The 12,414-nt window shown below is 54.1% G+C and carries 10 protein-coding genes; 7 read left to right on the top strand and 3 right to left on the bottom strand.

Annotated elements, in window-relative coordinates:
- Nucleotides 1-212 precede the first annotated feature (212 nt).
- Nucleotides 213-962 (top strand): GntR family transcriptional regulator, encoded by a 750-nt coding sequence (locus ABVT35_RS10650; protein ID WP_368466396.1) that lies wholly within the window; start codon nt 213-215, stop codon nt 960-962.
- A 48-nt stretch (nt 963-1,010) separates the two neighbouring features.
- Here the strand turns inward: ABVT35_RS10650 and ABVT35_RS10645 are convergent, their stop codons facing one another.
- The gene (locus ABVT35_RS10645; protein WP_368466395.1) at nt 1,011-1,904 is read right to left on the bottom strand and encodes a helix-turn-helix domain-containing protein; all 894 of its coding nucleotides are present in this window, start codon (nt 1,902-1,904) and stop codon (nt 1,011-1,013) included.
- 116 nt (nt 1,905-2,020) lie between these two features.
- Here ABVT35_RS10645 and ABVT35_RS10640 point away from each other — a divergent pair, with 116 nt between their 5' ends.
- From ABVT35_RS10640 to ABVT35_RS10630, 3 genes are read left to right on the top strand one after another with little or no spacing between them, the layout of a single operon-like run.
- Nucleotides 2,021-2,923, top strand: a complete 903-nt coding sequence (locus tag ABVT35_RS10640) for a fatty acid desaturase (protein ID WP_368466394.1) — start codon at nt 2,021-2,023, stop codon at nt 2,921-2,923.
- On the top strand, nt 2,920-3,714 hold the full coding sequence (locus tag ABVT35_RS10635; protein WP_368466393.1) for a phosphate/phosphite/phosphonate ABC transporter substrate-binding protein: 795 nt from the start codon (nt 2,920-2,922) through the stop codon (nt 3,712-3,714). The genes ABVT35_RS10640 and ABVT35_RS10635 overlap by 4 nt, the downstream gene beginning before the upstream one ends.
- A 55-nt stretch (nt 3,715-3,769) precedes the next feature.
- Complete coding sequence (locus ABVT35_RS10630; protein ID WP_368466392.1) at nt 3,770-5,083, top strand: NAD(P)/FAD-dependent oxidoreductase; 1,314 nt, start codon at nt 3,770-3,772, stop codon at nt 5,081-5,083.
- On the opposite strand, the gene ABVT35_RS10625 is transcribed toward ABVT35_RS10630, so the two are convergent.
- Nucleotides 5,053-5,724: an FkbM family methyltransferase gene (locus ABVT35_RS10625; protein WP_368466391.1), complete on the bottom strand. Its 672-nt coding sequence runs from the start codon at nt 5,722-5,724 to the stop codon at nt 5,053-5,055. The two genes, ABVT35_RS10630 and ABVT35_RS10625, sit on opposite strands and share 31 nt — an antisense overlap.
- 316 nt (nt 5,725-6,040) lie before the next feature.
- Entirely contained in the window at nt 6,041-8,485 is a 2,445-nt protein-coding gene (locus ABVT35_RS10620) for a mechanosensitive ion channel family protein (protein WP_368466389.1), read from the bottom strand.
- 302 nt (nt 8,486-8,787) lie between these two features.
- Between ABVT35_RS10620 and ABVT35_RS10615 the strand changes: the two genes are divergently transcribed.
- From ABVT35_RS10615 to ABVT35_RS10605, 3 genes are read left to right on the top strand one after another with little or no spacing between them, the layout of a single operon-like run.
- A complete protein-coding gene (locus ABVT35_RS10615; protein WP_368466388.1) occupies nt 8,788-9,993 on the top strand; it encodes a glycosyltransferase family protein in 1,206 nt (401 codons plus the stop codon).
- A complete protein-coding gene (locus ABVT35_RS10610) occupies nt 9,993-11,252 on the top strand; it encodes a glycosyltransferase family 4 protein (RefSeq protein ID WP_368466387.1) in 1,260 nt (419 codons plus the stop codon). Before ABVT35_RS10615 ends, ABVT35_RS10610 begins: the two co-directional genes overlap by 1 nt.
- The gene (locus ABVT35_RS10605; protein WP_368466386.1) at nt 11,249-12,412 is read left to right on the top strand and encodes a glycosyltransferase family protein; all 1,164 of its coding nucleotides are present in this window, start codon (nt 11,249-11,251) and stop codon (nt 12,410-12,412) included. Before ABVT35_RS10610 ends, ABVT35_RS10605 begins: the two co-directional genes overlap by 4 nt.
- Nucleotides 12,413-12,414 lie beyond the last annotated feature (2 nt).

Here is a 12,414-nt window from a genome sequence, read left to right as displayed (position 1 = left end):
TTTTTGCCGACATTGCCGATGTCACATTGAAATTCCAATATTATATTTTGGCATGCATAGTGTCATTTTTACACTCACCAACCAATGAAAAATGACTGGTTTCGAATTTCTGCAATAAAATCATTGATGAAGGATAATCAATACTGCTAGCCTTTCCCATATATCTTGGGCGGACAATTTGAACACTGTGTTGATATTTGGATCATCGCGCGATGACACAACGATATCGATCCGCCGCAATTCCAGGCGACAATGCCGGTACGTTACCGAATACGTTCCATATTCGTGACGACCAAAGCCCGTGGCGGCGCCGGTTTGATCACATCCACCTGGCTCTAAGGCAACGTATAACGACACTGCAATACGAGCCGGGTACCCGGATCGATGTTGATGTATTGAGCGAGGAATTCGGTGTCAGCAGAACACCGGTCAGAAATGTTCTGCAACGGCTTGATATGGAAGGCCTGGTCAGAACGCGGCATGGCGTCGGCACCATAGTGGCGCCGCTCGATTTCGTGCAATTGAGGCAAGCCGTATTGTTTCGGATTGAACTGGCATCGATGATTGGCACGATCGGCCCGAGCACGATCGAACGGGCAACCATTCTAGCCATGAGAAGCTCGTTCATAACATGCAGTCAATTGTTCGGGTCTGCCGATCTAGGTGCATTTGCCCATACGCATATGCAGGTTCACGCAGCCATATGCAGTGTTATCGGCAATGACATGCTGCTGCGAATTTATGACGAGATGTATTTTCGCACCGCCCGAATGTGGTTCCATTTTCTGCCGAGGCAGGATTGGGACAGCGAAGTTTCCATCTTTCTGAAGGACATTGAACTAACGCTCAAGGCAATGGAGAACAATGACGCAAAGGGCGTCGGTTTCGTGACGCGTAACTCCATCTACAACGCCTATGTCCGTCTGGAGCCGATTTTGTCGGCAATCGAGCAAAAGAACTGACCCCTGGTGCCGGGCACCGCAGCTGCTTCACCGCTCTTTGGTTTGAGCCTAATGTTCGGGCAGTTCAGCTGTCAGGGCAGTAATGAATTCAGACGCCCGATCCGGCCCAAAACTTGCGATGCGGATGAGCTGATCGAAATGACCCGCCAGAGCCCTGATATGTTCGACGGAATTGACAACCAGATACATGTTTCCAAGGTAAACAGCCGCTCTTAAGGGCCCAAAGAGCGTATAGGGCGCCGCGTAGGCCTCACGTCCGTTGTACAGGAACAAGCGAAATGTCGGGTAGAGCTCATCGATCAGCGAGGACATATGCTCGAGCTGTTCCTTGCGGACATGAACGGGCAGACCGCGCCAGATACCCTGCCCCTTGGCAAACTGCTGCAGGCGCTGCAAAGGCATGCAGACTTCCATATCGGTTTCGGGACGGCGTGAGTAGGTCAGCTGATCCTTTGCCAGCTGGTCGCGCGCTTCTCTTTCATCCCTGTTGTGGGCGTTGAATTCAAAACTGCGGACTGCCTCGGTTCGCAACAAATCAGGAAGGGCGCTGGGCACGTACCGTATCTTGTATCCCATGGCTTCGCGGTGCCATTCAGCGATCATCCGGCTACCCGTGTCGTCGGTTACGCGTTCCACTTCAAGCATCGGGGCCGCGTCTTCGCCGAAAGTGTCATTGGCGATCAGCCCCATCAGCCAGTCAAGCGACACGCCACAGGTGCGCGCAATCGCGCACAGGGTTTCAGCGCGTGGCAATCGGGTTGATCCCGGGGCTAGAAACTGACTGAGCGCTGACCGGTCAATGCCAATGCTTTTGGAAAACCGGCTCAGGTTAAATCCCTTCTGCGCAATCAATAGGGCCATGCGATCGCGGAATATCTCCGCGACATCCCGTTTATCGGTGTGCTCTGTCAGCATGTGTTGTATATTATCAGCAGTTTTCATTTATTTCCACAATACACATTTATGGAGACACATTCTCATTTTTATTCGCGGATTTCCACATTGTCTATCGTGTCATTCACTGGACATATACATCTAGGTAGTTCGGGGACAAAGGAATGATTCTCAAAGACAAAACGGAGTGGCGAACAGTCACTCTGATTGCGACATGTTATATTGGCTGGCTGGCCTTGTTATTGGGCCTCTCGCAGGTTTCGCCTGTTGCAGCGGCCATACTGATAATTCCGTTTATAACGCTTCATTCGTCACTGCAGCATGAGTGCCTCCACGGGCATCCGTTTCGGATTCCGTGGCTGAACGATGCCGTTGTCCTGCCCCCTATAGGGCTTTTTATTCCATATTTTCGTTTCAAGGCCGTGCATCTTGAGCATCACCTTAACGCGCGCATCTGCGACCCGTACGATGATCCGGAGAGCTGGTATCTGGCGCAGGATTTCTGGCAGAGGTTGCCCCGCTGGCTCAAACTTGTCTTTGAAGTGAACAACACGCTGGCCGGCCGGTTGATACTCGGGCCGGTGATCGGACTCATCCGGCTGGTGATATCCGACTGCCGCGACATCGCCGGCGGTGACCGTGCAGTACTTTGGGCCTGGGTTCTTCATCTGGCGCTGCTGGCACCAATTCTGGCCATTGTCGTCCAATGGTCAGCTCTTCCGGTTTGGGTTTATGTCCTGTGTTCCTATGCCGGCATGTCGCTTTTGATGGTACGCACCTATCTTGAACACCAGGCGGAGGAGAGTTTGCGCGGCCGCTCGGTCATCATCGAGGACAGCGGGCCGTTCAGTCTCTTGTTTCTGAATAACAATCTTCATGCCGTGCACCATGCCTATCCGGCGGTTGCGTGGCATCAACTGCCATCGCTGTACAGGCGGAACAGGCAGCGATTTCTCGATATGAACAAAGGCTATTTCTTTAACAGTTACGCTGAAATATTTCGTCGGTTTGCCTTCAGGCGTAAGGAACAGGTTGTCCACCCGTTTATGGATGGCGGACGTTCATGACGTCTGCTCCGTCCTATGTTGCCGCTCTTCCCATGTATGACTGGCCCGAAGTGCGCGCTGCCAATGACAATTTCTGGTCACTGCTGAGGGACAGCCTTCGCGATTTCGGGTTCCCAGCACCGGACGCCCTTGAACGTGATTTCGCAGATGAGCAATTGTGGCGCAATCCGGGTTTGGTGCTCGGCCAGAGCTGCGGCCTTCCCCTGGTCAAGGATCTCAGCCCGTCCGTATCCGTTGTCGGAACGCCCGCTTATGACATCGAGTGCGGTGCCGGCTGCTACTACAGCGTCATCGTTGTGCGCCAGGAAAGCGATATTGAGGAAATATCGGATATTGCCGGAAAACGGCTGGCATATAATGGTGCAAACTCGCAGTCAGGTTATGGCGCCCTTGCCTATCATTTGCGTGAATTGAGATCGCCGGAACCGGTCTTTTCGGAGAAGATCTGCAGCGGTTCGCATCGCCACTCCGCACGGCTTGTCGCGGCTGGAGAGGCCGATATTGCATCGATCGATGCCGTTAGCTGGCGTCTGGCGTTACGACATGAACCGGCCGCCGGCGAGCTGCGCGTGCTTGCAGCAACGGATTCAACACCCGGACTGCCGATGATCTGCGCGAAGAACCCCGACTGGTCGGTAAGCCAGATGCACCTGGCGGTCGTCGAAGCCATGGCGGCACTCAATCCTGAAATCAGCGATGCATTGTTGTTGACCGGTTTTGCGCAAACCGAAATTTCGGATTATGCAGTTATTGCGCGGCGTCACGATGAGGCCAGCCGCATTGCGCTTTGAACCAGTTCTGCACTAACACACGCTTGAAGGCGATCTCTTCCGGAAAGTTCCAAACATGCCAGCAAAACCATCCTACGATGCGATCATTATCGGTGCCGGTGTTATCGGCGCATGCACGGCATTCGAACTGGCCAAGAAGGGCTGGAAAACACTTTCAATCGATAAGCTTCCGGAATCCGGATACGGCTCCACATCCGGGTCCTGTGCGATCATACGCACCTACTATTCGGCGCTCGAGACCTGCGCTATCGCCTATGAGGGCTGGCACTACTGGAAGGACTGGGACGACTATATCGGTGTGGACGACGAACAGGGTCTGATCAAATACCACAACACCGGCTGCCTGGTCATCAAGACCGAGCACAATCACAATCTCTCCAGGGTCTGCGAGATGATGGACAGGATCGGATGTCCTCATGAGGATGTCGCGGCCGAGGATATCGCCAGGCGTATGCCCAATGCCGACATACATCAGTTTGAACCGGCAAAACGGCCTGATGATCCGGGATTCGGAGAGCCAACCGGTCCACAAATTGCGGGCGCCGTGTTTTTCCCGAATGGCGGTTATGTGAACGATCCGAAACTGTCGGCCCACAATGCCCAGCGGGCGGCCGAAAGGCACGGCGCGGAGTTCCTGTTCAATGCGGAAGTCACGGAGATATTGAAGGACGGCAATCGTGTCTCCGGTGTCGTACTGGGTGATGGATCCAGGGTTAGCGCACCGGTCGTGATTAACGTCGCCGGGCCTCATTCCGCCCGTATCAACACAATGGCTGGCGCCGAGGCCAATATGAAAATCAAGACCAGAGCGCTGCGCCATGAGGTTGCGCATGTTCCCGCACCTCAGGGATTCGACTTTGAAAAGGATGGCGTGGTCTATTCCGACAGTGACATTCACACCTATTGCCGTCCGGAAATCGGCAATCACATTCTGATCGGATCAGAAGACCCAGAGTGTGACCGGAAGGAATGGGTGGACGATCCGGATAATTATGACGACCGTTTTTCGGAGCAGTGGAACGTGCTGGTCATGCGCATGGCACAAAGACTGCCTGACCTGCGCATTCCGTCAGATACACGTGGTGTTGTCGCCCTTTACGACGTGACGGACGATTGGATGCCGATCTATGACCGTAGCGATCTGGACGGATTTTATATGGCGGTTGGCACAAGCGGCAATCAATTTAAAAACGCCCCGGTTGCGGGCAAGATGATGACGGCACTCATCGAGGCCTGCGAAGGCGGACACGACCACGACCGGGATCCGGTACAGTTCCACCTCGACCACATCGATTTGGATATCTCGCTCGGTGTTTTTTCAAGGAACCGTGAAATCAATCAGGATTCGAGTTTTTCCGTCATCGGGTGAAGAAGCAGCAGGTTCTCGCCCGTATCACCGGATATTGTGTAGCCAAGCGCCTTCAACCGCTCGACGCAGTCTTCCTGCCAATATTGTTTGAGCACCGTTTCGATCAGCACTGCCCGTGGCCACAGGGCTTCAAATTCCGGCGTCATCAGAGGCAAGAGTGCTCTGTCTTCAAAGCCCTCGATATCGATCTTCATCAGGTCGACCTGATGGATCAGGCGTGATTTGAGCGCGTCGCCCAGCGGCACGATCTTGATATCGACATGGACTTTGTCGCTGGCGGCTTCCGGCAGGATGGATGCAGTGCCTATGTTCGTGCCGCCGCTGGAATAGAGCCGCATACGGCCTTTTTCCGGCCCAACGCCCTGATTGATTGTTTCTATGGAAGTAAAGCCGTTTGCACGGGCATTGAATGTGAGTTTGCCAATCGTTCGCGGGTGCGGTTCAAACGACAGGATTCGGGCGGTATCCTTGCACTGACTGGCTACGAACAGGCTGTAGGTTCCGATATTGGCGCCTATGTCCACGAAAACCATTTCCGGCTTCAGCAATGGCCGGATTAGAGCACGCTCAGGTATTTCGGGTAGATTACCGCGGCCAACGGCTATTCTGTCGCAATAGTTTTCGAGCGGGTAAGCGCGCATTAAAACGCCCTCCACCTCGACATCGAATGGTCCCGGAAAACGGCTTGCGATTTTCTTTCGGATAAATTTTCGTCTCTTGCGATCGATTTTGCGGTGTGTTGCCAAGGTCCAGGCCAAACGGGGCAGAAACCCCAGTTTGCACGCGCCAAATTCAGAGATCAGATCAAGCTCCCGCTCCCTCGCCAACGGCCGTTCCTCTTAAACGTCAGACAATTTCCGCGGACTTTTGCCGAATCCCGATCAGTTTACAACAAAAACGTTTATGCAACGGGACAGACAATCAAATGATGGTTAGCGGCGTCTTCAAAAATGGCCTCTATCTTTCAGCCGCGGCGACCTTCGTCGGATCCGGAGTGCCCGCGAGCTTCTTCTGCGCCTCTTCTTCATCGATGATACTTCGGACCGAGCCGCTGATTGCTTCCTTTTGCTGCGGTGTCAGGTTCTGTGCCTGTCCTTCCTCAGCGAGCCTCACAGTGACTTCGCGGTGGGCGAAGGTGATACCTTCTTTTTCGAACAGGTCACGGATGGCGCCGTAGACGACCTTTCGCGTCACAAACTGATCTCCGGGTCGGGTCATGAACTTGACGCGGATGATCATGGCCGAATCTTCCATCGAATAGACGCCCTGTGACTTGAGCGGCTGCAGGAACAGATGTCCGATCTGCTCATGCTCGAGCAATTGCTGCCCGAGTTTCTTGATCAGTTTGCGAACCCGTTCAACGTCCGTGCCATAGGTCAGGCGCAACGGCAGTTTCATCATGACCCAGTCGCGTGAATAGTTGGTCAGTTGCTTGATTTCGCCAAAGGGAATGGTGTGAACCGCGCCAAGGTGATGCCGCAACTGGAACGAACGCATCGATATCTTTTCGATAACGCCTTTGACGGTTCCCACCTCGATATATTCGCCCTTGCGGAAGGCATCATCAACCAGGAAGAAGACGCCGGAGAAGATGTCCCGGATCAGCGTCTGGGCACCAAAGCCGATGGCAAGGCCGACCACACCGGCACCTGCAAACAGCGGGGCAACATTGACTCCCCAGTCGGACAGAATGAACGCGGCTGAAATTGTAACAAGCAGAACAATGAAGACGTTCCTGAATATCGGCAACAGCGTCGCCATACGGGATTCACCGGTACCGCCTTCGCTGTCGCCCTCACCCGGATTTGCGGGCGTATCATCGAGTGTGCCGCCCTCCTCGATGATTTTCTTGTCGATGTACAGATTGATCGCCTGATAGGCGAGATAGGTATAGACCATGATCAAAATGCTATCGAGGATTGTCGCAAGCCAGTGGCCGCCAATGCGTTCGTAGTCAACGCCCCAGAGCCGCCCCAATTCACCGACGGCGAAGATAAGGATCAGGGTCACGATCGCATTTTCGATCAGTCTCTTGAAGATCGGCTTGAATTCATGCTCGCCTTCCAATTCCGGCGGCGGCTCGACATGATGGACGATCATCTCCTCGCCCTCGCCAATCAGGTCCTCTTCGCTTTCAGTTTCAGCAGCCAGTTTTTCTGCAGCTTCCCTGCGCCGCGCGTCGGCACGGGCTCTGCGCTTGCGGATAATCTCCATGCGCCGGAAGTTCTTTTCCCGTCGCTCGTATATGCGGTCGAGAACAATGATCGCGATCGCATATACAATTGCCCCGCCGACAAAAACGATAATCGGCGCCATTATGATGATGTAGCCGCCCGGCAGCCCCAGGGACAGTCTGAATGATGCGACAAACCACGATACGATGATATAGATGAGCATGAGCGGTGTGGTTGCCTGGGCGGCAAATTTCCGCCACGGAGTAATGCTCCCATTCTCCCCCTTGCCGAGCACGATATCATACGTGTCTGCCCGGTGCTTAATCGTCAACAACGCGGTCAAGATCGAGCCAAAACCCAAGCCCACAATGGAGAGCAGCCTATAGCTGTCATTGTCTATGCCCAATCCGCGGACCCAGGCAATGAGCCCCAACATGTAGGCTGCCGTAATGGAAAGGTAAATCCAGTCGTTATAGAGCCGGCGCGCCCGATTGTCGTCAAGATTGATCATGCGGAACGCCGACATATCGGGAGTGAAGAAATTAAACAGGATCACGTATCGCAATATGCGGTAGCAGGCATAAGTGGCGACGATCGTGAATATTGTCATGCGCGACGGTTCGTGCTCGTAGTCCAGCACTACTGCGACCAATATGGTGATTGCAAACATAATCGCAGTTGAAAACAGTATCATGGAGCCGCGGAACATAAGAAAGGTTAACTTGTCCGCGCGCGACAGATTTTCCTTTTTGAAGCCCGCTGCAAAATGGTCACGAATCCATCGCGACACCAGTTTGTAAATTCCTAGACCGAGCAACATGCCGAACAATGCCGTTCCAACGGCCCAGAGGAGCCAATAGGGCGTGCCGTCATAGCTTGACCGTTCCAGGGCAACGATCATGCGCTCGCGGATGTCAGTCGCACCGATGAGCATTCGTTTCACATTGGAACGCGCCATGAGCAGCATTTCGCTGTTCATGGGCATGGGAGCGGCAGCGCTGCCCGCATCCTTGTCGTCTGATGGGGGCGCTATGACGATGACGGTCGATCCTTGTGCCTTGGCACCGTCGATCAGCGCGTTCAGGGCGTCCGTCTCGCTTTCCTCGCCGCTGCTGCCCGTCACCGAGTTAAGCATGGATGATTGCGCGAAACCGGTTTGCGGCACAGCAACGACCAACATTGCCAGCAGGAGACACGCGACAAGAAACACGTTCAATATTGGCTTCATATATTCACTCGCTGCCGGTCTTCCGGACCTCCGCTTCAATATTGTCAGCCTATCAATAGCTTAAACCAACCGAAAGAGCCGCGATCATATTGTCAACTCGTTTCACAATCGCGCAAAAGAACCGTGACATATCATTTGCAACCACCTATTTACGAGCCAACGAATTTCGGCTTTTTTACCTGACAGGCTTGGCCGGGTTCAAATAGACACCAATGGGATTATCTGGCCAATCCATGTATGTTTGTAGTTGGCTTCTTCCCGGTGATTCGAGGTTTAATCCCAAATATGGCAAGTTGGCAGCTGTGAGCACCCCGGCACACCTCATATTGTACAGCCACGACACCTTTGGTCTGGGTCATATAAGGCGCAACCGCAAAATTGCGAGATCGCTGGTCGAAGCCTTTCCGGAACTTCACGCTTCAATCATCACCGGTTCAGGTCTTTCGGGCGAATACGCTTCGCACCCGCGCATAAGCTATATCGAGATCGACCAGGTGGAAAAACTGCCAACCGGGCAATATCGTTCCGCTAATCCCGAAAAGACGTTTTCGCAGGCTATAGATGCACGCAAGAAGGCAATTTCGGATTTCGTTCGCTCCAATCCGGCTGACGTTTTCATCGCCGACAAGGAACCTCTTGGCCTTGGCGGTGAATTGACCGACGCGCTTGCCCACCTCAAGGCGGCCGGCACGACCCTCGTCCTTGGTCTTCGAGACGTGCTCGATGAAGCAGAGACACTAAAAAAAGAGTGGGAAAACAAAGGCATATTTGATGCCATCGACGGCTTGTACGATCACATCTGGATCTATGGCTCGGCGGATTTCTACAATCCACTCAAAGGTATAGGGCTACCTCAATCGGTTCTTGGTCGGTGCAGCTATACGGGGTATCTCTATCAGCCTCACCCTGAATTCGAAAAGGTTCCTGTTGCAGGTCTGCCCTCCGATTACATACTGGTTACGGCCGGCGGCGGCGGTGACGGTGATTTTCTCATGAATGCGGTACTGGGCGCCTATGAAAGCGATCAAGCCATCCCCTGCCCCGCCGTTCTTTTGCTTGGCCCCTATACGGACCGGGAGCGGGAAAAGGAGATACGAGCACGGGCCGACAATATCGGCAACATTCGCGTTATCGGCTTCAATTCCGAACCCGAAGCGCTCATCCGGCATTCAAAGGCGGTGATCGGGATGTGCGGATACAACACATTCTGCGAGGTGATAGCACGCGACAAGCGGGTGTTGTTCGTCCCCAGACAAACGCCACGCATGGAGCAACTGATCAGGGCGGAACGGGCGCAGGAATTGGGCCTATGCGAGACAATCAGGGCAAAAGACGCAACAAATCCAACAGGTTTTGCGAAATCCATCAGAGCGCTGATAGCTTCTGCTAATCAGCCTGCTCCTATCCACGATCTGGATTCTTCGGGCCTTCAACGCATCTGTGACAAAGTCGGGGCTATTCTCGACGCGCAAAACCGCCCTGCGCTCGAGGTGGAGCGTGCGGGCTGATGAGCAGAAAGATCGTCGTTGTTCTCAAGGGATATCCGCGGCTGTCCGAGACATTCATTGCACAGGAGTTGCTGGAGCTTGAACGGGCGGGCCTGGGACTGCACCTGTTCTCGCTGAGGCATCCGACCGACAAGGCGCGCCATCCAATTCACTCAGAGATCAAGGCGGATGTGACCTATCTGCCGGAATATCTCCACGAAGAACCTCTGCGGGTGCTGAGGGGCTGGTGGTCCAGCAGAAGAAAACCGGGCTACCGGACCGCATTTCGGAGGTTTTTATCGGACCTCAAACGGGACTTCACAAGCAACCGCATCAGACGTTTCGGACAGGCGCTGGTTATGGCCAATGAGTTGCCCGCCGATGCCGATTGGCTTTATGCCCACTTCATCCATACACCGGGATCGGTGACCTATTATACGCATATAATGACGGGCACCGGCTGGAGCTGTTCTGCGCATGCAAAGGACATCTGGACATCTCCTGACTGGGAGCTTTCAGAAAAGCTCGATGACGCAGCCTGGACGGTTACTTGCACAAAGAGCGGGTACGATCATCTCAAGTCGCTGACCAGACGTCCGGATGATGTGCATCTTGTTCATCATGGTCTAGACCTGAGCCGTTTTCCAACAGGCGAACGCCCTGCCCCGCAAAGAGACGGCAGCCGGGCGGACGACCCGGTTCGGATCGTCACGGTCGGCCGTGCGGTCGCCAAAAAAGGCCTCGACACACTGGTCGACGCGCTTGCCAGGCTGCCTCAGGATCTGCACTGGAGATGGACTCACATCGGTGGCGGTGTCCTGTCGAAACAGCTTGCGGAACAGATATCTCGCCTTGGGCTTTCGGACCGGGCGCAAATGCTCGGCTCGAAACCGCAGGAATTTGTGCTGCAGACTTACCGTGAAAGTGACTTTTTCGTATTGCCCTGCCGTATCGCCGATGACGGCGACCGCGACGGATTGCCCAATGTGCTCGTTGAAGCTCAAAGCCAGGGTCTTGCGTGCATCTCATCGCCGATTTCGGGCATCGTCGAACTGATCGAAAATCAGAAAAACGGCCTGCTGACGCCGCCTGATGATGCCATTGCACTTGCTCTCGCAATTGAAAACCTGGCACGGAACCCTGATCTGCGCCAAAGCATGGGCGATGCAGGCGCTCAAAAGGTCAAATCCGACTTCGATCACCGCACCGAAATCAAACATCTTTTGCGGCTTTTCAACGGCACGGGACCTGAGCCCGGCTATCAAGAAGCCGCGCAATGAGCCAGGGCGGCAAAGTTCTCTATTATGTCCAGCACCTACTTGGTGTCGGACATGTGTTCAGAACCATGCGTATTGTGGCGGGTCTGGTTGAAAGCGGTTTTGAAGTCGAACTTCTCTATGGCGGTCAAAAGCTTCAAAATTTTCAAGACCATGGCGCCATTGTCCATTTTCTGCCGCCGCTGAATTCCGCCCATGGTGACTTTTCAAAACTGATAACGGGTGACGGTTCGGTTGCCGACGATCAGTACCGCAACAAGCGGCGCGACCTTGTGCTTGCAGCACTTTCTTCAAGCAAACCGGACATACTAGTTACCGAAGCGTTTCCCTTCGGCCGCCGGCAGATGCATTTCGAGCTGCTGCCGCTGATGGATGCCGCACAAGCCCTTGAAAAAAGGCCGAAAATATTCGCTTCAATCCGCGATATCCTGCAGGAGGGCAACAAACCCTCTAAAGACCGCCAGACGGTTGAACTGGTCAAACGGTATTTTGACGGAGTTCTGGTGCATGGCGACCCGAATCTCATCGATCTTTCGGCGACATTTCCTTACACATCGGAAATTGCAGATCGGCTGCACTATACGGGCATTGTCACACCCCCACACACCACAGACAATGACGCCTCTTGCGAACAGTTCGATGTGGTTGTTTCAGCGGGCGGCGGGCTGTTGGGTCGTGAACTGATTTTTGCTGCCGCGGAAGCCAAGGCGAACTCATCATTGTGCAATGCGCGCTGGTGTCTGCTGACCGGCCCGTATATGGCGCAGGCCGATCGAAACGAGCTTGCAAAATTTGATATTGAGACCCACGAGTTCATACCGGATTTATATTGCGCGTTGAAGAAGGCGAAACTCTCCATCTCGCTCACCGGCTACAACACCATTGCAGATATCATGGCGGCCGGTTGCCGCTCCATTGTCGCACCACAGTGGAATGAAAAAGAAACCGAACAATTGCGCCGGGCGCAACTGCTGACAGATCTCGGTCTGGTGGAAATGCTGCATCATGACGACAAGACACCGGCTGCACTGTGTGCGGCCATCAACCGTGTGATGAATGCCCCTTCCCCCGACTGGAGCCGGTTGAAACAGGATGGCGCCGCGGCCACCGCTCGCATTTTGCGCCAGGCACTTGCGAACGGTCGGTCCAACGGTGTTCATTAGCA

Origin of the sequence: Hoeflea sp. TYP-13, from assembly GCF_040932035.1 — a bacterium.
Lineage (GTDB): Bacteria > Pseudomonadota > Alphaproteobacteria > Rhizobiales > Rhizobiaceae > Hoeflea_A.
This window is presented reverse-complemented; position numbering and strand designations above follow the sequence as displayed.